This window comes from uncultured Chitinophaga sp., from assembly GCF_937898475.1.
In the GTDB taxonomy this organism is placed as follows: Bacteria; Bacteroidota; Bacteroidia; order Chitinophagales; family Chitinophagaceae; genus Chitinophaga.
Genome location: NZ_CALEJS010000042.1, coordinates 186,101 through 211,223, shown reverse-complemented (window position 1 = coordinate 211,223; position 25,123 = coordinate 186,101). Strand labels below are relative to the sequence as shown.

Below are 25,123 nucleotides of genomic sequence, written 5' to 3'. Positions count from 1 at the left end.
GTCATTTCTTTATAAAATCCGATCTGAAGATCTTGTCCCAGAACGAAGAGCTAACACCGTATCCCTTATCGGCATCCTGGTAATGGTGTAGCATGTGGTGCTTTTTGATCTTCAGCCAGATACCACTATTGATGTTAACGTGATGTATTGCATAGTGGATCATATCATAGAACAGGTATCCCGTTACAAATCCCGGGAATACCGCATACAAATAAGGAGGATCTATCAATGCGGCAAACAGGAAATAAAAACCAAAGGCCAGCGGAATGCTTACCGAGGGTGGCATCACCAGGCGAAGCCGGTCTTTTGGAAAATCATGATGCACCCCGTGGAATATAAAATGCAGCCGCAGTCCCCATTTGGATTTCGGTACAAAATGGAATACGAAACGGTGTAAGATGTATTCCGTAAACGACCATAAGAAAAGGCCGCCGGCATAACAGCCAAAGAAAAGCAGTATACCCATGTCTGCCTGAAACAATGCTCTCCAGGAAAAGTAAAGAACAACGGGAACATAGATGATCAGCGGTACAGAAAAATGCACTTTAGATAAGCTCTCCAGGAAGCCATTCTTAAACATCCTGGTAGATTCACTGGAATTTGATATATAATTCTTAGGCATAGCTCTCTTCTTCTTTTATGGTTTAAAACGCTCCAGCGTCTCAGCACCGGTAGCAGGATCAATTCCCTTCATCTCAATATACACCACATTGGGTACCCAGAAAGTGCCTCCTTCAATCTGGATCCAGATACTGCTCAGCGCTGCCATGGTATCGTTTATCTTGGTGAAGATCTGGTATTTGCCTTTATCAGATTTCATCAGATACATAGGGTGTTTGTCATATGCCACCGATTTGATCTCATATTTATCTTCAGCCAGCTTTTTCACCTTAATACCATAGGCAAATTTACGCTGTATAAAGTTGAGTCCTTTCTTAGTGCCACCTTCGGTGTAACGAATCCAGTACACGTTTACCGGATCGTCTGCATTCAGTTTACCATCCTTGTCTACATTCAGATCATATATGATGGTATTGGCGTTGGGTGTACGCTGCAGGTAGAACAACATATTGGGTATGCCGCTGGGCACAGGAAAATTAGGTCTTTCTGGTCCGCCTGCCTGTGCTGCAGTACCCGTAACCATCATGACAAACAGGCCTATCCAGGCAATTAGTTGTTTACCCGCCGGTTTGCTTTTGCGCTCTTCCTGCTGTTGCTGCTCCATTGCTTTTTTTGACTCCCTCAGACGGTTGATCGCAGTTATATTGCTCATAATAGCCAGAATAGTTATTGGGATCGTAAAGATAGACATGGTTTCGAACACATGAAAGGGGAATCCCGGAATATACAGTTTATAATTCCCTCCTATATAATGGCCGGCCACCCCGCAGCCAATGGCAGACAGGGCTATCAGTACCACCCGCTCTGGCCTTTGCATCAGGCCGCCTTTACACTCAATTCCCAGGCCTTCTGCGCGTGCCCTGGTATAGCTTACCATCATGGAGCCGATCATGGCAATGAACGCAAACAGGGAACTAAGAAAGTAGTGGTGTGCCACCAGGTAATAACAGATGCCCAGGAACAGCACCAGCTCACTGTAGCGGTCCAGTACAGAATCATACAATGCTCCGAATTTGGAGCTCATCTTCCCCAGGCGGGCCACCTGCCCGTCCAGCATGTCAAACAGGCCGGCAAACAGGATCAGGGCGCCCGCCCAGCCCACATATCCAAGCTCGCCCCGGTTGCTCTTCTCCGCCCCTACTATAAATATAGCGGCTACTCCAATGTTCAGTATTAAACCTATGGTTGTCACCGCATTAGGAGTCAGTCCCATTTTTATCAATCCCTTTACCAAAGGATTGATGATCACGTAGATGCCCTGCTGTAGTTTATCTCTGAATGTGCTCTTTTTCATACATAATACGCATAAAGTTGATCATCAATAATTACACAAATATCCTGATAATATATGCGTTCTAAAAATCAAATCGTACGCGGGTTCTTATACCCCAGCTGGAAATATCAGGATGATCCAGGTAGGTAAAGCGTTTCACAAGGTCTACCCTGATCAGTCTGAAGATATTGGCAATACCTACACTGCCCTCCACATATGGCCCGTCGCTAAGGGTATAGGTGGCAGGAACCCCGTCTTTACCCACCGGGAAATTGAACAGTGAGGGGTCGTTCTCCGGCATGTTTTCCTTCCTCACACCGCCTACCAGCACCTTTACGGCAGCCACCTCACGCAGTTTCAGGCGTTTCATCAGCGGTATCTTATTGAAGATAAAGCCGTTGAAATGGTGGTCTATATTCAGGCTGGCGTAGTGATCACTCACAAACTCCAGGAAGTTCATCAGGTTGTAAGACTCCAGCTGGTAAGCATAGGTCTGGTTGGCATGGTGGATGGTTAGCAGCGGGAAGGGTACCTTTCCAAAGGTATAGCCGCCTTCCAGCACCACCTCACTGTAACCGATGGGCGACAGGTACATCATTTTATAGATGTTCAGCTGCAGGTTCTGGTAGTTGTACTGGCCACCCAGCAATCCTTTCACCCCTACGGTACCTGTCAGTGAAACGATCGGGTATTTGTTCGGGATGGGTACACGGAAATTCTTACCAGAGTAGAACTGTTCGTGCGGCGCCCACCTGAACTGCAGTGAGAACTCCTGCGTAGTGATCCGGCGGATGCTATCCTGCGCTACCTGTCCCTTGATGTAGGCAAGGCTGCCCGCCGGCTGCTGCCGCCAGTTCTTAAAGCCCAGCTTGAATGAGGTATGGTTTTGCAGCTCGTGCAGGTAAGTAATATTATAGATATCGTTATATAACCACTTGTCGTTATTACCGCGTTTGAAAGACAAGAGGAAGTTATCCTCCTGCACAAACTGCAGTTCCTGGCCAGGTATCTTCATGTCGTGCTGGTAGTTGGCAGACAACGAGCGTACCGGGAACTCCCAGATAGAACGGTGGGTGAAGGAGTAAGTACCACCAAAGTAGTACTTCCATTTTTTATCCTTGAAACCGTAGGCGCCATAAGATTCCAGGTAAATGCTCTTGTTGAACCTCGGAGTGGTACGGCCGCCCAGGCGTCCACGGAAACCTTCTACAGGGTTGAAGCTGTAAAAAGTATTTACTGGTCCTACCTCAATAGGCCCAAACTGCTTGTAACCTGCCAGCAGCAGGGTAATAATGTCCATTGTACGCCTGAAAGAACGCATGTGCTGCAGGCTGTCAATATTGGCATATACTTTTGACTCCGGACCGGTAAGCGTATCGTGCCGGTTCTCTGCCCAGAAAGACTCCGGTACCTGTGAAACGCTGTCTGCTTTTACCTGGGCTGCCCCTTTATAGAAGTCATCCGGCAACTGCTTGTTAATTTCAAAGTCTTTCACCGATACTGTGCGTTCACCATAAACACCGCCTTTGCTATTGGCAAACAGGGTAAAATCGGCCTGCAGTGTTTTCTTACTGGTATAAAACCTGCCATCGGGCGCCTTCTCAAATTCCTGGATCACACGGAAATCTCTTACCCAGTTAATATTGGTACGTTTATTACCTGTCATGTCTGCTTTCCGGATGGCATAATTGCCGTCCAGCGTCACATACAGCTTACCCTGCAACAGGAGGTCTGTCTGGTTCCTGGGCACAAATTCCATCTCCACCAGCTTGGTACCCTCTTCGTTTACAACGGTATCGGTAATAAAATATTTATAGAAAGTAGGCCCGGCATTGGCAATCGGGCTCAGGAACTGGTTTGTGAACAACATCAGGTTGTTGTCATAAATATCGTAGTCCTGGTAAATATGGTTCAGGTACTGGCTAAGGCCCTGGTTGTCAATAAAGTCCTCAAAGCTTACCTTTTTTTCTCCTCTTACAATCTCTTTCTTCTTTTCAGGATCTTTCCGGTAGTATATATCAGAAGATATTTCCTCCAGGTAAACAGGCAGCAACGCTTTGCCCTCTACCTTGGTAGTATCCCTGTTGTCGAATATGAATTTATACTTCTTGAGGAAGCGGCTTTTCTGGAATTTCTCTGTGCTGTTACTTAAAGCAAATTCCAGTTTTTCGTACTGGTTATACTGGGTATAATTGTAGTGTTCGATACGGTTTTTGTCCCTGTTGTCTATCACGAGGCGGATCAGTTCTACCGCCGGGTTATTCTTGTTGCGGTAACGTTCACGCTTGCCGCTTTTTACAATCACCTCTCCCAGCATGCGGGAAGTGGTCTCCAGCCTTACGTTAATGACCTGGTTGGTGCCGTTGGCAATCTTCATACGAAAGGTCTTGTACCCCAGGCTGGCAATATGCAGACTGTCGCGGTTACCGGTGAACTGAAGGCTGAATTTTCCGTTTACATCCGTTTGTGTACCAATGCTGGTACCCGGAATAAATACGTTTACAAAGGGCATAGGGGCCTTCTGCTTTGCGTCTGTGATGGTTCCGCTGACAGTAGTGGTCTGCGCAGCCAATCTTACCGAGCAGACGGTCAATAAAAATAAAAAGATCAGGCTTATCTTTTCCAAGCTATGATCCATACGCTTCTTCATCTGAAAACAAATTTCTTTTGCAACACATAATTATACCCTATGCCTACCACAATTGATGTAATTACTTTGGACAGCACAGGGTTAAGACCCATGTATTGCGTGATAATGAATACCCCCGCTGCATTCAGCAGGAGGTTGCCGGTCCACACCAGCACATATTTAATGAACTGCCATTCCATTTTCCCTTCTGCGGCATTGAATGCCCACAGCCTGCCCATCATGAAATTGAGCAAACCGCCGGCGATAGTTCCCGTTATACTACCTGCCAGATACCACCAACCGAATACATTCACCAAAACGATTGTGGTCAAAAAGTCGAAACCTGTGGCAGCCAAAGAGGCGGCCTGCGCTTTGAAAAAGGTCGCTTTTATAAAGGTCGCCATTTATTCTAAAACAGTTTAGATCTGAATGCGATCTGTAAAAGCAGGTTGGCGTACACCCCTGCCAGTATATCGTCCAGCATTACACCCCAGCCACCCGGCAGGCGCTCCGCTTTACGGATATACAACGGTTTAGCAATATCAAAAAAGCGGAACAGTACCAGGCCAGCCGCTATATATAGTAAACTCGGCGGCAGCATCAGCAGGCTGATGCACATACCTGCCACTTCGTCAATCACCACTTTCTGATTGTCTTTGCCCCAGTTCTTTTCTACTTCGCTGGCACTCCAGGTGCCCAGCACCACGATCAGGAGGGTAATCCCCCATTGCATGGAAATATCGGAGATCTCTCCAGCCTGCAGCATGTACCAAGCCAGGGCCGTTACCACTGCAGCTACCGTACCCGCTCCTTTGCCTATGTACCCTATCCCCAGGCTGGTAGAGATCAACTGATGAAATCTGATCATGATTGTTCTACGGTCTCTTCGTAATAATCCAGTCCCAGGTGAGTGATTAAGTCTTCACCCATCATATGGCGCAGGGTATTTTCGAGTTTGATCAGCTGTTTGAAAATATCGTGTTCCGGTCTCAAACCAGGCGCAGTCTGCGGTGATTTGAAGTAGAACGACAACCATTCCTGTATGCCAGACATTCCGGCCCTTTTGGCCAGGTCTATGAAAAGTGCCAGATCCAGCACGATGGGCGCTGCCAGGATAGAATCACGGCATAGGAAATTGATCTTTATCTGCATCGGATAGCCCAGCCATCCAAAAATGTCGATATTATCCCAGCTTTCCTTATTATCGCCACGGGGCGGATAGTAATTGATCCTGATCTTGTGGTATAGTTCTCCATACAGCTCCGGATTAAGATCAGGACGGAAAATGTCCTCCAGTACCCCTAGTTTGGACACCTCTTTGGTCTTGAAATTATCCGGATCGTCCAGTACCCATCCGTCCCGGTTACCCAGGATATTGGTGGAGAACCAACCCTGTACGCCGAGGGCCCTTGCATGCAAACCTGGTGCCAGAATGGTCTTCATGAGCGTTTGTCCGGTTTTGAAGTCCTTTCCGCCAATGGGGGTCTCTGTTTCTCTGGACAGTTCTACCAGGGCGGGAATGTCTACAGTCAGATTGGGCGCGCCATTGCAGTAGGGTACTCCCAGCCTGAGGGCCGCGTAGGCGTAAATCATGCTGGGGGCAATACGGCTGTCATTATCTTTCAGGCCTTGCTCAAAACTTGCCAGACTGTCATGCACATCTGAAGTTTCATGGAAGATCTCCGTAGAACCGCACCATACCATTACAATACGGTCGCAGTTGTGCTTTGCCTTGAAGGTTTCAATATCCTTCATAACATCCAGGGCCAGGTTATATTTGGTATCGTACTGCTTGATGTTGGTGCCGTCCAGGTTCTTTACATAGTTCTTGTCGAACGCTGCTTTCATGGGAACCAGGGCCTCCAGTTCGGGCTGGATGGCCTTCAGGAGGTAGGGGTCCAGTACACCTGCCTTTACGGCAGCCTGGTACACATTGTCTTCATACACATCCCAGCCGCCAAATACTATGTCGTTCAGGTCTGTGAGGGGTACAAAATCCTTGATCTTGGGGGTTCTGTTCTCGGTTCGTTTTCCCAGGCGGATACTGCCTGTCTGAGTGAGGGAGCCGGTAGGTTGGGCCAGGCCTTTCTTAACGGCCTCCACACCGGCTATCACGGTAGTTGCGACAGCGCCGAGCCCTGGTATGAGGATACCCAGTTTGCCCTTTGCTTCTTGAACTTGTTGTTTCATCCGATTAACATTTGTTTGTTTTGAATTACCGGACGGAACTTGCGCTTACAATCCTTCTGTAAGTAAAGATCCATACGGGTGCTTGTCTTTTTTCAATGTTGTTGCTATAACCATTTATTGTCCCTGTACCATTGCAGTGTCTCGGCCAGGCCTTTTTCAAGGTCATAGTCCGGTGAAAAATGCAGTTCTGTCCTGCTTTTTTCAATGCTACAGTACCAGTTCGGCGCAGTAAGCTCATTCAGTTTTTCCCTGTTGAGCGCCGGCGCCGTTTTACCCCGGGAAGGCATTCTTTCCAGCGTGCTGGCAATTACCTGCACAATTCCGAAAGGAATATGCACTTTCCAGGTCTGCCTGCCCAGCAATCGTTTCGCAACGTCTGCAAGGGCATAGCGGTCATACACATTTCCGTCTGACAAGTTGTAGGTGCCTGTACTAGGCGATGTAAGCGCTTCTATGGTGGCTTTTGCCAGGTCTTTCACGTACAGAAAGCTGAAGCGTTGCTGCTTTCTGCCGATATATGGTTCAAATCCGCGGCTGATCAGTTTGAACATAATGAAAATGTCCTTATCGCGGGGACCATAAACAGCAGTAGGGCGGAGAGTGATCAGCGGAAGCCCTTCGATCTGCTGTAAGTATTGCTCTGCTAATAGTTTACTTCTTCCGTATCCTGTAACCGGCTTTGGTTCACTGTTCTCACAGATAGGAGTCACCGCATCATAAGCGATAGGCCCCAAAGCCGCCAGGCTGCTGATAAAAACAAATTTTTTCAGCGGTGTTGCTGCACTTTTAACGGCCATTGCCAGCGCTTTAGTATAGCCGGCGTTTACCGCATTATATTCTTCATCTGAAAAAGCTTTTGTGATACCGGCCGCATGTATCACGTAATCATATTGTTTATCTTCCAATACTTCCCTGATGGAAGCTGCGTTGCTAAAATCCGGGGAAACATACTGCACCTCGTATCCCTGCAGGTGATCGATACGGCTGGATGACCTTACGGCTGCATGTACTTCCAGCCCTGCTTTTAATGCTGCCTCGATCAGATGAAACCCCACAAACCCACTGGCGCCTGTGATAAGAACTTTTTGTTTCACTTTCAATTATTTGTCCGGGGTTGAACGTTTGATGCCTGCATAACAGTTCTAAAGCAATGTTAAATATCACTTTAACCTAACGTTCAAATCGCCTTTTCGAATATCCTGTACTTCTTGTATACTTTACCGTTCACACTGTTCTCTATCCCTTTGTTCATCATTTCATTGGTTTCCAGCACCCAGCTTGCTTCCGCCCATTTCATGCCTTTCTTCAGCCCGTTCTCCATGACCGTGCCGTAAAAAACAGCTTCAATACCCAGCTTCCGGTAATCTTCCAGTACACCCAGCACCATGATGCGGAGGGCATTGATCTTTTTCCTGCCGAACAGCAGCTTGAAAATACCGGTAGGTAATAACCTGCCTCTCTTTACATTGATCAGTACCTGGTTAATATCAGGAATACAGATGGTGATGCCTATTACTTTGCCCTCATGTTCTGCCAGCAGCACAAAATCAGGATCAACGATCAGTTTCAGGTCTTTGGCTGTATAGTCAAACTCCTCATTGGTCATTGGCACAAATCCCAGGTTCTTGTCCCAGGCGGCATTATACACTTCCCTGATTTTATCGGCTTCCTCCTTGAACTTCTTCATGTTGATCTTGCGGATAGTGATGTTACGCTGCTCCAGGCGTTTGCGTAACAGCTCCATCATCTTCCGTGGCTTTTCATTCACGGTATCCGCGGTGATCTTATGGGCAAAAGTGTCTACCTTTTTTACAAACCCGCCCTGTGTGATCAGGTCCAGGTAATAAGGCTTGTTATAGGTCATCATCGCCATGGGAGGCGAATCAAAGCCTTCTATCAGTAATGCGCAGGTTTCATTGGTAGAGAAGTTCACCGGCCCTATCATGGTGTTGGCGCCCTTCTGCTTCAGCCAGGCTGCTGCCGTGCTGAATAAAGCATCTGCCACCAGCTGGTCGTTGATGCTGTCAAAGAAACCAAAAAAGCCATCCTGCGTATGATTGAACGCATTATGGCTGTTATTCTGGATAGCAGCTATCCGGCCTACGATCTTGTCTTTTCTCCAGGCCAGGAAAAGCTGCAGTGAAGAATGTTTATGAAAAGGATGCTTACCCGGCGTAAGCAGGTCGCGTTGTGCTATAAAAAGCTCCGGCACATAACAAGGATCATCCTTGTAAAGGTCATGGGGAAAGTCAATGAACTGCCCCAGTTCCTTTTTTGACTGCACCGGCTTTACCTCCACCATCTCATCTGGTGTAAGCGCCTTGCGCTGCTGCACCGGCGTTGCCTCCATCATATGTTCTCTTTTATTGTGATGATGTTCAGTTTTCTGAATGCACGCTGCATTTTTTCTACCGCTTCTTCGATCTGCTCAAAGGTGTGTGTGGCCATCAGTGAGAATCGGAGCATGGTAGCATCAGCAGGTACAGCAGGGGGAACTACAGGGTTTACAAACAAACCATTATCCTGCAGCAGTTTTGCTATTGCGAAGGTTTTTTCGTGATCCCTTACAAACACCGGGATGATCGGAGATGCAGTAGGGCCCAGTTCAAAACCGGCTTCCATCAGCAATCCCTTGGCATAGTTGGTATTTGCCCACAGCTTTTCGATGTGCTCAGGCTCTGTTTCGATGATCTCGAGTGCCGCCATTACACTGGCCACAGAAGCCGGTGTCATGCTGGCGCTGAAGATCAGGGAACGTGCACTGTGTTTCAGGTATTCAATGGTATCTGCGTCGCTGGCAAGGAAACCTCCCAGGGAAGCAAATGACTTACTGAAAGTACCCATGATCACATCCACCTTATCGGTAAGACCGAAATGGGAAGCAGTACCGGCGCCTTTATCGCCTACCACGCCCAGGCCGTGCGCATCGTCCACCATAATACCGGTGTTGTACTTCTCAGCAATATCCACGATCTCAGGCAGCCGCGCCAGGTCTCCCTCCATGCTGAACACGCCGTCTACTACGATCAGCTTGTTCACTTCAGGCGGCAAACCTTTCAGCTTGGCTTCCAGATCTTCCATGTTGTTGTGGCGGTACTTGATCACCTTGGAGTAGGATAAACGGCTACCGTCCAGAATAGAAGCATGGTCATACTCATCCAGGATGATATAGTCGTTACGACCGGTCAGACAGGATAAAGCGCCCAGGTTAGCCTGGAAGCCTGTGCTGAACAGTATCGCTTTCTCCTTACCCACATAGCGCGCAAGGCGGTCTTCCAACTCAATGTGAAGATCAAGTGTGCCGTTCAGGAACCGGGAACCGGCACAGCCAGTCCCATAGGTCTCAATGGCCTGCTTTGCAGCTTCCTTGATCTTGGGATGACTGGTAAGCCCCAGATAGGAGTTGGACCCAAACATGAGCACCCTTTTCCCATCAATAATCACCTCTGTGTCTTGCGCAGATGATATCGGCCGAAAATATGGATATATACCTTTTTCCTTGGCAATAACTGCCTCTTTTACAGGTAGCCTCTTGTACATTAATTTTTATGCTTATGCTGTGAAAATCGTACGCGTATTTATGCTTTATCGCTTGCCGTAAAGACTTCCAGTCTGTTCGACTGAAAAAGTTTTAATGTCCAAAAATACAATTCTTAAACATTTCTTAACAAAAAATTTTGTGCCCGGATTGCATTTCTCATAGGGATATAGCTCATTTTCAATAGGTTAAATATTTTTTTTAATTATTTTGACAGGTCCCGATCCGGGTACATATATATTAATAATTATCCGAATAAAGAAATGTTTTCTCTGACTGCATCACGGATAAAAATAATCACAAAAATAAGAACGAATTACACAAATTGTTGTTACACAATAGTGTAATTCGTTGTAATACTTATTCACAAAGCATTATTAGCTAATAATCAACCTTTTATAAACTCTGTATTGGCTGTAATGGTTACTTCGTCGCTCAGCATCGCGTTCGGATACTTGGTTCCGAAAGAGAAATCTGCACGTTTGATAGTACCAGTTACCTTAAAGCCGGCTACTGTTTTCTTACTCATCGGGTTTACTGTTGTACCCCTCAATGTAGCATCCAGGGTTACGGGCTTGGTAACGCCATGCAGGGTCAGATCACCAGATACCTTGTACTTGTTCTCACCTACTTTCTGGAAAGACTTGCTTTTGAAAGTGATAGTGCTGTATTTGGCTGCATCAAAGAAGTCTTCGTTCTTCAGGTGGCCGTCGCGTTTTTCGTTGTCTGTGTTCACGCTGTTCACGTCTGCAGTCAGTTCTACAACAGCATCGCTGAAATCTTCTTTGGAAGAGGTGATCTTGGCATCAAATTTTGAAAACTGGCCGTCTACATCAGAGATCATCATGTGTGTAACGGTAAAACCCAGTTTAGAGTGCGCCGGATCCAGCGACCAGGTTGTTTGCGCAACACCTGCCAGGGATAAAACAGAGCATACTGCAAAGAGTAGGGCGGTCTTTTTCATTGTTGTTGATTTTATTTTTGGTTTTTAATGAATAAATGGCTCATGCGGTGCATCCTTTAATAAAACCGGTCACCAGGTCTTTCAATACCAACCGGTTAAGGTCTTCATTGTTGGCCGGACCTATTATGTTGATAGACACCAGGCCGTGGATCATGGAAAGAAAGGCATGGAACTTCAGAAAAGGGTCTGCCTGGCTGTTCCTGTATTTTTCGATGATCTGGCGGATAGTACACTGGATCACATCCATACAGGCGCTTACCTCGGGTATCTTACGGGCACTTTCACAGCTGGGAACCCCCAGGCTGAACATCAGCTGATAGTATTGTTTGTGCTGAAAAGCAAAATCCCAGTAAGCCGCGCCAATCGCCTCCAGCTGCTCCTCCGGTTCCCTGTAACCAGCCCTCACGGCGCTCAGTTCATTGCCCAGCAACTCAAATCCTTTTTTATTGAACTCCGCTACAATTGCATCCTTGTTCTCAAAGTGATCATAAACAACCGGAACACTGTACTCAATCGCCTCCGCTATCTTCCTGATAGAGAGCGCCTGCCAGCCTTCTTCATGAACCAGCTTCCAGGCCGCATCCAGTATCCCTGTGCGCATTTCTTCCCGCTGCCGTTGCTTACGTTCCGTTATTCCCACTGCTGTAATTTCTATTGTTAAACGATAGTGTCACCCTCCCAAAACACCTTTTAGAAAAACTAACACCGTTAGCAAATGTAGTAGCAATTATTTGTTTCAACAAATATTTAGCACTTACGTTTAGGTAAGTGCCCTGAGCATCCGCTGTTTTTCGACTATTCAAAAGATTTAGTCTGAAAGTCCGGAAAAAATTGGGCCTTCTCGCATTTTCTCTCTAGTTTTGAGCAGAACGACTTCAAACCTACAATGACAACACTGGCTAAAGACGAAGTGATCAAATCCGATATACTGGATGAAGCGGCGAAGCTTTTCCGACACTATGGCTTACAGAAAACGACCATGGAGGATATTGCCAAAGCTGTAGGAAAAGGTAAAAGCACGCTCTATTACTATTATAAGAATAAAGAAGAGATCTTTGACGCGGTGATCCGCAAGGAGAAGAACATCATCTTCCGTAATATTCAGGAGGCCGTCAGTAAAGAAGACAGTGCCGTAAAAAAGCTGGAAGCCTTTACCCGCAGCAAGATGCGGGAGATCAAACGGATGAACACCCTCTACCAGGTGGTGGTCAGCGATCTGAAGGCCTGCAACGAGCTGGAGATCAGCATCCGCAGAAATTACGACTGCACAGAAGCCGAGATACTGAAAAGCATTCTCCAGTACGGGGTCATTACCGGGGAATTCCCGAACTATGACCAGCAGGAACTGGACATCCTGGCCTTCCTGCTTGCCAATGCTCAACGCGGTGTAGAATCTGCCTGCATTATGGATAAAAAGCTGGACGAAATAGGCGAGAAAATGGATTTCCTGGTGTCTGTACTGATGAACGGGATCCGCAAATCCTGAATTTTTTTGACAAATAATCGACCGAAAAACGATAATATTCTAATTTTTCATAGTATATAATTGCTGTTACAACAGTGTAACAGTTGTAGGTTTAGGCAACAAGCCGGAATAGTCCTGTTCCGGCTTTTTATATTATATTACCAGTCTTCTTCTTGTGTTCTCCTGGCGTGGTCTATCTGTGCTCTTGTGATATGGTAGTACCGGGGCATTTTGTTAAAATAGTATCATTCAAAAGTATTTCCTCTTTGCGAAAATGATTTTCCCGATTGGAGTACTAACAACTAATAAGCCTTTGTTCCTTTGCGTCATCAAAATCAATCACACGTCAAAGATCATGGCAATTCTCATCAGCAGGCAATGGTTGACAGCATTATTTATCTTCCTGTCAATCAATGCTTTTGGACAAACCATCCGGGGAACAGTAAGGGACATTAACAACACTCCGCTGCAAAAAGTAAGCATTCAACTCGCCAATAAACAGCATACCACCGCTACGGATACCAGCGGCGAATTTTCCTTTACCGGCCTGCCCGCAGGAAAATATGTCATCCGCTTCTCGCATACCGGCTTTGAAGCCGATCAGAAAACCATTACCCTCTCCAACGGCGAAACCCGCGTGGTAGATGTAGTGATGGTACCCTCTACAGAACAGCTGCAGACCGTAGAGATCACCGGCCGTAAAGAATCCGGCTACAAGAACACCAACTCCTTCATAGGCTCTAAAACGGCTACCCCCTTACGGGAAGTGCCGCAGGCAATTTCATATGTTACCAAGGAACTGATGCAGGACCAGTCTGCCGTACGTGTAGGCGATGTGGTAAAGAACTTCAGCGGGGTGAACCAGTTCACCTTCTACGACGATCTTACCATCCGCGGCTTCCGAATCAACGGCGGCAGCACCACCCAGCTGCTTAATGGTATGCGTACCTTTTCCGGTTTCTGGAAACAGCCCATGGTCAACTACCTGGAAAGGGTGGAAGTGATCAAAGGCCCTGCCTCTGCCCTCTTCGGAAACGCCTCCCCCGGCGGCACCGTCAACCGCGTAACCAAAAAGCCGCTGGCAGAATCCCGTAAATCACTGAGCTTTACCACGGGCAGCTTCAATACCACCCGTGCCCTGGCCGACTTTACCGGTCCGCTGAATGACGAAAAGACCATCCTGTACAGGCTTAACCTGGGTTACGAAAATGCACAGTCCTTTCGCGATCTGCAATTTGACAAGAACCTGGTGATAGCGCCGTCTATCTCGTTCCTGCCTACTCCCAAAACAAGGCTGAACTTTGATGCGGTATATAACAAATCCAACAGCCGGCTGGACCGCGGCCAGTCCGTATTCGCGGGTACTGATCAGCAGGCGCTCTATACCACGCCCATCTCCCTGTCGCTCGCAGCGGTAAATGACTATCTCAACGAGGAGACCTATACCGTCATGACCTCCCTGACGCATGAATTCACCAGCAAACTGGCCTTTAACCTGTCTTACCTGCGCACCGGTTATTCGCAGGACCTGCTGGAGCACAGAAGCTCCAATACCTACGCGGTGGATTCTTTCGGCAATCCTATTCCCAACCTTGTCGCCAGGCAGGTGTTTATCCGTCAATCAAAAGAGTTTGTTGACAACGTATCTGCTTATTTTACCTACGTGCTGAACACGGGCAAAATAGCGCACAAGCTGCTGGCGGGCTACGACTACGCACAGGATGTACTGCCCCCGGGCGCTTCGCAGCAAACAGCCAATAACTACCAGAACAAAAACGGTGGCAATGCACTGGCCTACAATCCGGCCAACCCGGGTAACTATGTGTACACCCGGTACATAGTAAGAGACAACAGGGGTAACCCGCTCAAAAATGCGGCGGGCAGAGATTCTTCCATCAACATCCCGAAACCGAATGTGCCCTCTTATGACCTGATCCTGAGAAACAACCAGCTGGAAGACGTTTCCAAATACACCTTTGTTACCGCATCGAATTCCGCTACCCTGCCCATCTTCACCGGCCTGAATGGCTTTTATGTGCAGGACCAGGTAAAACTGGGCCCCGTACAGCTCCTCGCAGGCTTACGCTACGAAACCTTTACCAATAAGCTGTATTATAAGACCGACAGTACCAGGAACGTACGCCAGCATAAACTGCTGCCACGTATAGGCGCTGTGTATACCATTAACAAGAACATCAACGTATATGGCGTATACACCGAAGGGTACAACCCCCAGGACGCCGCCACACAGGCCAATCCCCTGGCAGGAGGCCCCTTCGATCCCATTTCTAGCAACCTCATAGAAGGCGGCCTGAAAACAGAATGGCTCAGCGGCCGTTTGACCGCCAACCTGGCTGTATACCGCATCCGTCAGAAAGGCACGCTGTATAACGCTTCCGCCCCCGGCAACCCTGACCTGATGGTCCAGATAGGCGAGGAAGAGGCCAAAGGCGTAGAACTGGATGTTACCGGGCAGATCATGCCCCATTGGGATGTGGTAGTTACATACGCCTACAACGATGCGGTGATAACATCAGCCGGTAAAACAGACCTTGACCTGGTAGGACAGCAAAAACCCAATGCACCTAAAAACCAGGGCAGCATCTGGACCAAATACACCATTCCCTCCGGCGCGGTTAAAGGATTTGGCATTGGTGCAGGGGGCAACTTCGTTACAGAAAGGAACGTAAGCCTGAGCAAAACGCAGACGCTTCCCGGCTATGCATTGCTGAACGCTGCATTATATTATAAAGTGAACCGCGTTCAGGTACAGTTCAACATGAACAACCTGGCGAACAAAGTTTATTGGGTGGGCGGATATGATTATCTTCGCCTCTTCCCGGGTGCGCCCCGTAACTGGCAAGCCACCGTATCTTATACTTTCTGATCATTATGAAGAAGATCATCGGCTGGCTGCATTTATGGTTAGGGATCGGTTCCGGTCTGGTGGTGCTCATTGTAGCACTCACCGGCAGTATCCTGGTGTTCGAAAACGAACTGGAACCACGCCTCAGCCCCCGCTTCAGTTATGTGGAGGCGCCCGCCGGCGCAAAAGCCCTTCCCCTCGAAACGCTGACCAATACCGTGCTTACCCGCTATAAAGCGTATAAGCTGCGGGAGATCATCATCGAACCTGCCGCCTGCCGAAGCATCATCTTCAACATCAATAAAGACAAAAAACATGCACTGTCGGTTGCCGTAAACCAGTATACCGGCCAGATCATCAAAGCGGTGGATGAAGATGGCCGCTTCTTTGCAGTAGTACTCAGGCTGCACCGCTACCTTTGTATGGGTGCCACGGGGAAAGCCATCACCGGGGTATCCTGCTCCATCTTCCTCATCATGGTCATCACAGGCATTGTGTTATGGTGGCCCAAACGCAATACCCGCAAACAACGCATGCAGATAAAATGGAACGCCTCCTGGAAAAGGCTTAACTGGGACCTGCATGCTGTGCTGGGCTTTTATGTGCACATCATTATCTTCCTGACAGCCCTCACCGGTCTTACCTGGGCCTACCAGTGGGCCAATAACCTTATCTTCTACGCTTTCGACGGAAAGCCGATGAAGAAAATGACCGCCCCGCAAACACCCGCAGTGAACACGGCGCCCACCGCCTACCTGAGCCGCATAATGCACAGTACCGACAGCATACTTGATTATACGGGCCCGGTTAGAATCCGCTTTGCTGAAAAGAAAAACTTTGTTGAAAAGAAGAACCAGGCCATCACCGTTATTAAACGCAACGATGATGCCGCCATCGGTAATATTGCCAGTACCTTATACTTCGATCCAGGTACCGGCAGCCTGGTGCAATCCCGCCTCTACGAAAATGAGAGCCGCGGCATGAAGGTAAGAAGGCTGGTATACCCCATCCACACCGGCAGCCTCCTGGGATGGCCCACAAAACTGCTGTCCCTGATCGCAGCGCTGGTGGCCGCCTCCCTTCCTGTAACTGGGTTTTACATCTGGCTGAACCGCCGCAGGAAAAAGAAACCCGCTGCCAAAGACAATAAAACTCCTGCATTACCATCGGTCCCGGTCCGGAAAGATTCCGTATCTTTCCCTGCAGGGATATCATGAACACAACTTTTAGCATAACTCCGCTGGGCGATAACGCCGTCATAATCGAATGGGAACAGCAGATAGCCCCACACATACATGAACAGGTAATGAAAGCTTTTCACTGCCTGCAGTCCTTAAAGCTTTCCTTCATCACAGATCTGATCCCCGCTTATGCCTCCCTGGCCGTTCTGTACGATGCAGCCGCCATCAGGCAGAAAATAAACCGCCCGGCCAGGGCCTGGATCAGCGATTTTATCAAGAGATCATTGCAGCAGGTAACAGATACCGGAACGACGGTATCGCGCAGCCTGCAGATACCCGTGTGTTACCATCCCTCCCTTGCGCCGGACCTTAGCGTGCTGGCGCAGCAAAAGGGAATGTCTGAAGCAGCGCTGATTACCTTGCATACCGCGCAAACCTATACGGTGTATATGATCGGCTTTCTGCCCGGTTTCCCCTATATGGGCAAGGTAGACGCCCGGCTGGCCAGCCCGCGGCTTAAACAGCCCCGTACAGCAATACCGGCGGGCAGTGTAGGCATTGCCGGTGAACAAACCGGTATTTACCCGTTGTCATCTCCCGGGGGCTGGAATATTATCGGGCAAACGCCCATCCGCCTGTTTGATCCGTCCGCCCAGGATCCCTGCTACTGCAGGCCGGGCGACCAGGTACAGTTTGTACCCATCACGCTTGAAACATTCTATCAAATGCAACAACCTTCATGAGCATACGTGTATTGCAACCCGGCCTGCTGGATACGGTGCAGGATGCCGGACGTTCCGGCTACCAGCACCTGGGCATTAACCCCGGCGGGGTGATGGACCGTGTGGCCATGCAGGTGGCCAACAGCCTGGTAGGGAACCCGCCTGGCGAAGCTGTGATAGAAATGCATTTCCCCGCTGCCGCTTTCCTGTTTGAGGCACATGCCATGATCGCTTTGTCTGGTGCAGACATGGGCGCCATGATCAATGATCAGCCCGTGCCCATCAATAAGCCCTTGCTGGTATCCGGCCAGACCGTACTTCGTTTCACCAAACCCGTTGGTGGTGCATGCAGCTACCTGGCCATTCGTCATGGCCTGTCGCTCCAACCCTGGCTGAACAGCTACAGTACGCATCTTAAAGCCGCTGCAGGAGGCTTCAATGGCAGAGCCCTGCAAAAGAATGACGTAGTGCCGTTCTGCATAACCAACTCTTATACCACCGTACTGGGAAAGCAGGAGCTGATGATACTGCCCTGGACAGCGGGCGTTGCCGACTTATACGGCCCGCCGGGCCAGTTGCATATTACCGAAGGCAGCGGCTTTGCACTGCTAAACGATCATGCCCGGCAACTGTTAACCGGCGCCGCTTTTGAAATAGGTCCCCAAAGTGATCGTATGGGCTTCCGCCTGCGCGGCCCCTCCCTGAAGATGGCGGAGTACCGCGAACAGATATCCGCCGGTGTAACCAGGGGCACCATACAGCTGTTACCCAATGGACACCTGATCATCCTCATGGCCGATCACCAGACCACCGGTGGTTACCCGCGGGTGGCGCATGTGATCACTGCAGACCAGCCTGCCCTCTCCCAGCTCAGGCCCCGCGATGAGATCCGCTTCCTGATGATCCCCGCAGAAACAGCAGAAGAACTGCTCTGGCAGCAGGAGCAGCGCTTGCACTTTATGCAAAATGCCTGTAAATTACGGTTGGAAGAATGGCTATCCCACTATGGCTTACATTGACTTAAACTGCGACATAGGCGAAGGACTGGATACAGATGAAGCGATCATGCCCTTCATCAGCAGCGCCAATATTGCATGCGGCTATCATGCCGGCAGTCCGGACACGATGCAGCGTACCGCCGCCCTGGCCGTACAACATAAAGTAGCCATAGGCGCCCATCCCGGTTTTGCAGACAAACAAAACTTCGGCAGAACAGAACAGCAGCTGTCAGACAACGCATTGTACGATCTTGTTACCACACAGATATTTGCCCTGCAGGTAATATGCCGCAAACTGCATACCCGCCTGGTACATGTAAAACCTCACGGCGCCCTGTATAACATGGCCGCCAGGATACCCGCTATGGCCCGGGTGATTGCCAAAGCGGTATATGATGTTGATAAACAACTATGCCTTTTCGGACTTAGCAACAGCTGGCTGATACGGGCAGCACAGGAAGCCGGACTGAAAACTGCCAGCGAGGTATTTGCAGACAGGACCTACCAGGATGATGGATCGCTTACGCCCAGGAACCAGCCTAATGCCCTGATAGACACAGAAGAGAAGGCCATTCAACAGGTATTGCAAATGGTTACACAACAAAAGGTAACTACCGTAAACGGGCAAACGATACCGCTCAGCGCGGAAACCATCTGCCTGCATGGCGACGGCCCCCATGCCGTTACCTTTGCCCGCGCCATTCATACCGCCCTACAGGATCATCATTTAACTATCCGCCGCCCTTGAACCAGCAACGATCTTCTGCCCTGCTTGGCGCCGCTTTCCTGATGGCCACTTCTGCCATCGGCCCCGGCTTTCTGACGCAAACCACCGTATTTACCCGGCAGCTGGCTGCCGCCTTTGGCTTTGTAATACTGGTATCCATACTGCTGGACATTGGCGCGCAACTGAACATCTGGCGTATCCTCACCCTTACCAACCGCCGTGCACAGGATCTTGCCAATGAGCTGCTGCCCGGTATGGGTTACCTGCTGGCAGCGCTGATAGCACTGGGCGGACTGGCCTTCAATATCGGGAATATTGCGGGCTGCGGACTTGGACTGGAAGTATTGAGCGGCATGGATACCACCTATGGAGCACTGATCAGCTGTGGTGTGGCCCTGTTCATTTTCTGGATGAGGGAAGCCGGTAAGGCCATGGACCAGTTTGCAAGATGGCTGGGCATCCTCATGGTGTTGCTTACATTATATGTAGCGATCAGTTCCAGGCCCCCCCTGACATTAGCCCTGTCGCAAAGTATATGGCCCAACATGATAGACGCCAAAACGATTGTTACCCTGGTTGGTGGCACCGTAGGCGGCTATATCAGTTTTGCAGGAGCTCACCGCCTGCTGGACGCCGGTATCAGCGGCCCGCTGCAGGTAAAGTATGTTAATAAAAGTGCGGTAAGCGGTATCATTATCACCGGCATTATGCGGAGCGTATTGTTCCTGGCGGTGCTGGGTGTGGTAATGCAGGGCGCTGCGCTGCAAGGCAATAATCCACCCGCAGCGGTATTCCGTTTTGCCGCGGGGGAGATAGGGTACCGCTTTTTCGGTGTCGTGATGTGGAGCGCAGCCATCACCTCGGTAGTAGGAGCTGCATACACCTCCGTTTCTTTCATAAAAACCCGCCATCCCTTTGTTGCTCTGCATGAACGCTGGTTCATTTCTCTTTTCATTATATGCTCAACGCTGATCTTTATTGCTGTAGGACAGCCTATCCGCCTGCTGATCATTGCGGGCGCCCTCAACGGGCTTATTCTGCCGGTGGCGCTGATCATCATACTGGTAGCTGCTACCCGTAAAAAGCTGATGGGCGGTTACCGCCACCCGCTATGGATGCAGCTGGCCGGGTGGGTGGTTGCGCTGGTGATGGCCTGGCTAAGCATATTGACCATCCGTCAATGGCTGTCATCCTGATCACACAATAATTATCACCAGGGAATTGTAACTTGCACGGTTTTTATGAAACAGCTACTAGCCGGATTTCTTTTTGCGGCCTTATGGGCTTCTGCCGCCGTGGCAACCAAGATAGGCATTCAGGCTGCCGATCCGCTGGTATTGGCCAATGTACGCTTTCTGCTGGCGGGCCTGCTCATGTTAGCCTTTGCTTATATTGTACTGCGCAGCAAACGATATGCGTTGCCCAAAGGCGCTGAATGGCGCCAGCTGGCAATATTTGCACTGCTCAATACCACCATTTACCTGGGATGCTTTGTATTGGCCATGAAAGAAGTGTCCGCCGGTATCGGTAGCCTTTCTACCGCTACCAGCCCGCTGTTCATTATGGTGATATCTGCAGTCTGGCTTAAAAGAAAACTACGCTGGTATGAAATAACAGGCGTGATACTGGGACTGGCTGGTGTGGGGCTGGCCACCTACCCCCTTTTACAGGACAGTCACGCTACCATCAGGGGGCTGGCCATCCTGCTCACAGGGATGGTATCCGTTTCAATAGCTACGGTATATTACAGCCGGGTAAAATGGCAGATACCCAACCTGGCCTTTAATGGATGGCAGGTATTGCTGGGTGGATGTATGCTGTTACCCTTCACTGCCCTCACCGCCCGTTCAGGCGCCACGCATCTTAGCCTTTCCTTCTGGGGAGCGGTGTTCTGGCTGATCCTGCCGGTGTCAATTATAGCGCTGCAGCTCTGGTTCTACCTGGTGAAACTGGATACCGTACGTGCCTCCTTCTGGTTATTCCTCTGCCCTATCTTTGGTTTCGTATACTCCTCCCTGTTGCTACATGAGCCCATCACTGCCTATACTTTTGCCGGAACGGCCTTAGTAATAGCAGGGTTATACCTGGCCCAGCGGGAAAAGTTCAGTAAGTAAGCAGCTATTTTCTGTTCCCGGCCATCTTCTCATCTACGCTCAGCGGCCCGGCGCCAAAATAAGTGATCATTAAGGCGGCCCCTGTGAGGCCAACATTCTTCATGAACATGACCATGTCCATTTGTTGCGCTACCGGGTCTGTAATTTTCCAGAAAGCATGCATAAACAAGGTTACGGGCACCAGGAAAATAATGATCAGCCATGCGCCCAGTTTGGCCTTATAGCCAAAAACGATACTGAGTCCACCCGCAAACGCTATGATACCTGAAAGCGGCACCAGGAATGAAGGAGCTGGTACACCCTGGGCAGCGGCATAACCAATCAGCTGAGGAGAAAAATGCCCGGGTATGGTAAAGAGAAAGATCAGGGAAAAGAGTACCCGGCCAAGTAATACAGCGACTTTCATGATGCAATAATTTTAGTGTGAGATTATTTCGCTCAATGAAATCTGCTTTCCGAATTTACTTCTTTTTCAGGTTGCTTTAGTAGGCCAGTAATTCACCTATCACGGCAGTTACCTTTTCCGTGGTCGGCAACATTGCCTTTTCCAGTTCCATGTTAATGGGTACAGCCGGGAGGTTTAACGCCCCAAAAGTATATACCGGCGCATCCAGGCGTTTGAAGCATTGTTGCTGGATGCGGGCAGCCAGGGCCTGCGCAAAGGAGTTGTTAAGTTGTTCTTCTGTAAGCACCAGGCATTTTCCATGCCTGTTCACCGTCTCAAACACCAGGGCTTCATCCAGCGGCTGCAGGGTGCGCAGGTCTACGATCTCCACGCAGCCCGGGAAATGCTTTGCTGCAGCAAGCGCCCAGTAAACGCCCATGCCATAGGTGATGATGCATATACTGTTGCCACGTTGCACATCTTTGGGATGTGCAGCCAGCACTACCCTGCCTTTTCCCAGCGGCAGCACATAATCAGCTGAAGGCTCTATGGTCATGGCTTCCTGTGTGCCCGGTACCTTGCTCCAGTAAAGTCCTTTATGTTCCAGCATCACTACCGGGTTGGGATCCAGGAAGGCAGCTTTCATCAGGCCTTTCATATCCGCCCCGTTGGAAGGATATACCACCTTGATACCTTTAATGCTCAGCAGTGTGGTTTCTATACTGCCGGAATGATAAGGGCCACCACCACCATAGGCGCCTATTGGCACCCGTATCAGCGTTTGTACCGGGAACTTACCGGCGCTGAGGTAACAGGATTTTGAAATTTCGGTTACCAGCTGGTTAAACGCGGTATAGATGTAATCGGCAAACTGTACTTCTACAATGGGCTTAACCCCCACTGCATACAAGCCTGCGGTTGCGCCAATAATGTACGCTTCCTGTATAGCGGTATTATATACACGGTGATCACCGAACTTCTCTGCCAGGGTAGCTGCTTCCCTGAATACGCCGCCCAAACGCCGGCCAACATCCTGTCCATAAAAAATGGCTTCGGGGTATTGTTGCAATATCTCTTCAACGGCATGCAGTGCAGCATCCACCATCACCACCTTGTTGCCGGTGGCGGGGCTGCGGGTACCTGATTCTCTGTCAACCGGTGTAGGGGCAAACACGTGTGCGGTTACGGTCTGAGGATCCGGCTCAGGGGCATTCACTGCTGTCTCAAAAGCGGCGGCTACTGTCTGCGCGGCAGCTGCTTCTATAGCTGCGATGGCTGCTTCGCTGATGCCTTCTTCTACCAGCAACTGACGCAGCAAAGGCATAGGGTCACGGCGGGCATGTGCAGAGAGGTCTTCTGCTGAACGATACCATTCTTTTCGCACGCCGGAAGTATGGTGTCCCAGCAATGGCACTTTGGCCTGTATCAGTATCGGCTTTCTTTCGGTACGTACAAACCGGATGACGGTCTGCATGGCCTGGTAGCACTTGTCAAAATCGCTGCCATCAATCCGCATACGTTCCAGTCCTTTAAAGCCGGCTGCGTATTCATAAGCGTCCATGGCCCGTGTTTCAACGCCGGTTGCAGAAATGCCCCAGTCATTATCCTGCACCAGGTAGATCACTGGAAGCTGCTGCAGTACGGCAAATTGCCAGGCTTCGCTTACCTCCCCTTCCGTAACGCTGCCGTCTCCCAGGGAGCATAGTACCACCGGGGATTCACCATCCGGGCCTTTCCGCAGTGTTTCCGCACCTATTTGCTCCAGGTAGCGGATGCCCTGCGCCATACCGGTGGCCGGGATCACCTGCATACCGGTAGCGCTGCTCTGGTGTGGGATAAGCGGCCTGTCTGGCTGCCGGCTGCAGGGATGGCAGTAATAGGATCGTCCGCCTGAAAAGGGATCATCTGCCCGGGCCAGGAGCTGTAACATCAGCTCAAGGGGGCTAAAGCCCATGGCCATCAGCATACTGTCGTCCCGGTAGTAGGGGCTGGCGTAATCCCAGGGCTGTAATTGCAAGCCGGCTGCGATCTGTATGGCTTCGTGCCCGCTGGAGGCAGAGTGCACATATTTGCATATGGCACGGTTAGCCTCATAGGTGGCGGCCATATGTCGGGACTGGCACATCAGGCGGTATGCCTCCCGGAGTAATTGCGATCTGTCTGTTCGGCGTTCCTGGCTGGTGTCGGGGGTTTTTAAAGTTGGAACGCTTGTATTATCTTTAAACACGTAAAAATGTTTTGGTCTTAGCTATTCCATATTAGTTGCTAATACAACTATTGCTACTGCAAATTACAAAATATGCCCGATACTTACGTCACAAACCCATCCTTTTTTAAGCTGGACGCTACCCTTAAAAAAATCCGCAATTACTGGCAGCAGACCTTTGATGCCCACCACAAAGACATTACCGTAGATCAATGGCTGCTGCTTGAGAACCTGTACAAGCACAAAAAGATTACCCATAACGAGCTGGCCCGTTTCACTTCCAAGGATATCACTACTGTATCCCGAATAATAGAGCTGATGGTAAAAAAGGGCCTGGTACAACGGGAAGCCGCTGTGACAGACCGCCGCAAGGTGTTTTTGCAGCTGACCCCGCCGGGTATTGAAAAATATAAGGAAGTAAGACCCCTGGTGCTGGAAATGCGTAAAACAGGCTGGAAAGACCTGACAGAAAAAGACTTTTTGGAATTAACCAGGATACTGGACGTGATCTATCACAACATCCCCTGAAAGTTGGTAGTCTGAAAGTTCAAGTGGCTGAAGATGCCCCGGACAGCGGGATACTTTCAAACACTCAAACTTTCAACCTGTATTACTTTACCATAAACTCCAGCAGGCTGTCGTTCTCGATAAAGGCTTCCAGCGTGTCACCTATCTCTACAGGCCCCACCCCCGCCGGTGTTCCGGTAAAAATCAGGTCGCCTATATTCAGTGTGAAGAACTTAGAAATATAAGACAGCAGGAAGTCGAAATTAAAAATGAGGTCCTTCGTATTGCCTTGTTGAACTATTTCCTTGTTTTTATACAGACAGAAGTTAATATCCTTTTTATCCAGCTCAGGGGTAACAGGTATGAACTTACCCACCACAGCAGAGTTGTCAAATGACTTGGCGATCTCCCAGGGCAGTCCTTTGGTTTTCTGCTTATCCTGCAGATCGCGTGCTGTAAAATCGATCCCTACTGAGATAGCGTCGTAGTACTTGTCTGCAAATTTCTCCTGTATATGTTTTCCGTTTTTGCATACACGCAATACCAGTTCGCATTCATAATGCAGGTTGTCGGTAAAATCGGGGTAATAGAAAGGATGATTGTTCTGCAACAATGCATTTTTAGGTTTCATAAATAAGACTGGTTCCGTTGGCAGCTCATTGTTCAGTTCTTTTGCATGTTCGGCATAGTTTCTTCCAACGCAGATAATTTTCATGATGCGTGCATTTAAAAGGTTA

The 25,123-nt window shown here is 49.4% G+C and carries 23 protein-coding genes; 9 read left to right on the top strand and 14 right to left on the bottom strand.

The window, feature by feature from the left end; all coding sequences use genetic code 11:
* Position 1: 1 nt before the first annotated feature.
* The 11 genes from Q0577_RS26480 to Q0577_RS26430 form a co-directional block, all read right to left on the bottom strand.
* A complete protein-coding gene (locus Q0577_RS26480) occupies positions 2 to 622 on the bottom strand; it encodes a sterol desaturase family protein (protein ID WP_298741772.1) in 621 nt (206 codons plus the stop codon).
* Between the two features lie 15 nt (positions 623 to 637).
* Positions 638 to 1,915 carry a DUF4833 domain-containing protein gene (locus tag Q0577_RS26475; RefSeq protein ID WP_298741771.1) on the bottom strand — a complete coding sequence of 426 codons (1,278 nt, stop codon included), beginning with the start codon at positions 1,913 to 1,915 and terminating at the stop codon, positions 638 to 640.
* A gap of 61 nt (positions 1,916 to 1,976) precedes the next feature.
* The gene (locus tag Q0577_RS26470; protein ID WP_298741769.1) at positions 1,977 to 4,544 is read right to left on the bottom strand and encodes a DUF5686 and carboxypeptidase-like regulatory domain-containing protein; all 2,568 of its coding nucleotides are present in this window, start codon (positions 4,542 to 4,544) and stop codon (positions 1,977 to 1,979) included.
* Positions 4,541 to 4,927 carry a GtrA family protein gene (locus tag Q0577_RS26465; RefSeq protein ID WP_298741766.1) on the bottom strand — a complete coding sequence of 129 codons (387 nt, stop codon included), beginning with the start codon at positions 4,925 to 4,927 and terminating at the stop codon, positions 4,541 to 4,543. Before Q0577_RS26465 ends, Q0577_RS26470 begins: the two co-directional genes overlap by 4 nt.
* A 5-nt stretch (positions 4,928 to 4,932) precedes the next feature.
* Positions 4,933 to 5,391 (bottom strand): phosphatidylglycerophosphatase A, encoded by a 459-nt coding sequence (locus Q0577_RS26460; RefSeq protein ID WP_298741765.1) that lies wholly within the window; start codon positions 5,389 to 5,391, stop codon positions 4,933 to 4,935.
* Positions 5,388 to 6,713 carry an inositol-3-phosphate synthase gene (locus Q0577_RS26455; RefSeq protein WP_298741763.1) on the bottom strand — a complete coding sequence of 442 codons (1,326 nt, stop codon included), beginning with the start codon at positions 6,711 to 6,713 and terminating at the stop codon, positions 5,388 to 5,390. The genes Q0577_RS26460 and Q0577_RS26455 overlap by 4 nt, the downstream gene beginning before the upstream one ends.
* 104 nt (positions 6,714 to 6,817) lie before the next feature.
* Positions 6,818 to 7,807, bottom strand: coding sequence for an NAD(P)-dependent oxidoreductase (locus tag Q0577_RS26450; RefSeq protein WP_298741761.1), 990 nt, complete (start codon positions 7,805 to 7,807; stop codon positions 6,818 to 6,820).
* A gap of 83 nt (positions 7,808 to 7,890) precedes the next feature.
* On the bottom strand, positions 7,891 to 9,066 hold the full coding sequence (locus tag Q0577_RS26445) for a hypothetical protein (RefSeq protein ID WP_298741759.1): 1,176 nt from the start codon (positions 9,064 to 9,066) through the stop codon (positions 7,891 to 7,893).
* On the bottom strand, positions 9,063 to 10,130 hold the full coding sequence (locus Q0577_RS26440) for an aminotransferase class I/II-fold pyridoxal phosphate-dependent enzyme (protein WP_298741758.1): 1,068 nt from the start codon (positions 10,128 to 10,130) through the stop codon (positions 9,063 to 9,065). The genes Q0577_RS26445 and Q0577_RS26440 overlap by 4 nt, the downstream gene beginning before the upstream one ends.
* Before the next feature lie 509 nt (positions 10,131 to 10,639).
* Complete coding sequence (locus tag Q0577_RS26435) at positions 10,640 to 11,215, bottom strand: YceI family protein (RefSeq protein ID WP_298741756.1); 576 nt, start codon at positions 11,213 to 11,215, stop codon at positions 10,640 to 10,642.
* Positions 11,216 to 11,255: 40 nt separating this feature from the next.
* Complete coding sequence (locus tag Q0577_RS26430; protein WP_298741754.1) at positions 11,256 to 11,855, bottom strand: TetR/AcrR family transcriptional regulator; 600 nt, start codon at positions 11,853 to 11,855, stop codon at positions 11,256 to 11,258.
* A gap of 246 nt (positions 11,856 to 12,101) precedes the next feature.
* Between Q0577_RS26430 and Q0577_RS26425 the strand changes: the two genes are divergently transcribed.
* The 8 genes from Q0577_RS26425 (at position 12,102) to Q0577_RS26390 (ending at position 21,288) form a co-directional block, all read left to right on the top strand.
* The gene (locus Q0577_RS26425) at positions 12,102 to 12,701 is read left to right on the top strand and encodes a TetR/AcrR family transcriptional regulator (protein WP_298741752.1); all 600 of its coding nucleotides are present in this window, start codon (positions 12,102 to 12,104) and stop codon (positions 12,699 to 12,701) included.
* Between the two features lie 334 nt (positions 12,702 to 13,035).
* Positions 13,036 to 15,567 carry a TonB-dependent receptor gene (locus Q0577_RS26420; RefSeq protein WP_298741750.1) on the top strand — a complete coding sequence of 844 codons (2,532 nt, stop codon included), beginning with the start codon at positions 13,036 to 13,038 and terminating at the stop codon, positions 15,565 to 15,567.
* Between the two features lie 5 nt (positions 15,568 to 15,572).
* Positions 15,573 to 16,763 (top strand): PepSY-associated TM helix domain-containing protein, encoded by a 1,191-nt coding sequence (locus Q0577_RS26415; protein WP_298741748.1) that lies wholly within the window; start codon positions 15,573 to 15,575, stop codon positions 16,761 to 16,763.
* Positions 16,760 to 17,470: a 5-oxoprolinase subunit PxpB gene (pxpB, locus tag Q0577_RS26410; protein ID WP_298741746.1), complete on the top strand. Its 711-nt coding sequence runs from the start codon at positions 16,760 to 16,762 to the stop codon at positions 17,468 to 17,470. The genes Q0577_RS26415 and pxpB overlap by 4 nt, the downstream gene beginning before the upstream one ends.
* Positions 17,467 to 18,468, top strand: a complete 1,002-nt coding sequence (locus tag Q0577_RS26405) for a biotin-dependent carboxyltransferase family protein (RefSeq protein ID WP_298741744.1) — start codon at positions 17,467 to 17,469, stop codon at positions 18,466 to 18,468. The genes pxpB and Q0577_RS26405 overlap by 4 nt, the downstream gene beginning before the upstream one ends.
* A complete protein-coding gene (pxpA, locus tag Q0577_RS26400; protein ID WP_298741742.1) occupies positions 18,455 to 19,195 on the top strand; it encodes a 5-oxoprolinase subunit PxpA in 741 nt (246 codons plus the stop codon). The genes Q0577_RS26405 and pxpA overlap by 14 nt, the downstream gene beginning before the upstream one ends.
* Positions 19,192 to 20,370 carry an NRAMP family divalent metal transporter gene (locus tag Q0577_RS26395; protein WP_298741739.1) on the top strand — a complete coding sequence of 393 codons (1,179 nt, stop codon included), beginning with the start codon at positions 19,192 to 19,194 and terminating at the stop codon, positions 20,368 to 20,370. The genes pxpA and Q0577_RS26395 overlap by 4 nt, the downstream gene beginning before the upstream one ends.
* A gap of 45 nt (positions 20,371 to 20,415) precedes the next feature.
* Positions 20,416 to 21,288 (top strand): EamA family transporter, encoded by an 873-nt coding sequence (locus Q0577_RS26390; RefSeq protein ID WP_298741738.1) that lies wholly within the window; start codon positions 20,416 to 20,418, stop codon positions 21,286 to 21,288.
* A 4-nt stretch (positions 21,289 to 21,292) separates the two neighbouring features.
* Here the strand turns inward: Q0577_RS26390 and Q0577_RS26385 are convergent, their stop codons facing one another.
* A complete protein-coding gene (locus Q0577_RS26385) occupies positions 21,293 to 21,694 on the bottom strand; it encodes a DoxX family protein (protein WP_298741736.1) in 402 nt (133 codons plus the stop codon).
* Between the two features lie 76 nt (positions 21,695 to 21,770).
* Positions 21,771 to 23,900: a thiamine pyrophosphate-dependent enzyme gene (locus Q0577_RS26380; protein ID WP_298741734.1), complete on the bottom strand. Its 2,130-nt coding sequence runs from the start codon at positions 23,898 to 23,900 to the stop codon at positions 21,771 to 21,773.
* A 72-nt stretch (positions 23,901 to 23,972) separates the two neighbouring features.
* On the opposite strand from Q0577_RS26380, the gene Q0577_RS26375 reads away from it, so the two are divergent.
* Positions 23,973 to 24,407: a MarR family transcriptional regulator gene (locus Q0577_RS26375; protein WP_298741732.1), complete on the top strand. Its 435-nt coding sequence runs from the start codon at positions 23,973 to 23,975 to the stop codon at positions 24,405 to 24,407.
* Positions 24,408 to 24,489: 82 nt separating this feature from the next.
* Here the strand turns inward: Q0577_RS26375 and Q0577_RS26370 are convergent, their stop codons facing one another.
* Complete coding sequence (locus tag Q0577_RS26370) at positions 24,490 to 25,101, bottom strand: fumarylacetoacetate hydrolase family protein (RefSeq protein ID WP_298741730.1); 612 nt, start codon at positions 25,099 to 25,101, stop codon at positions 24,490 to 24,492.
* Positions 25,102 to 25,123: the final 22 nt, after the last annotated feature.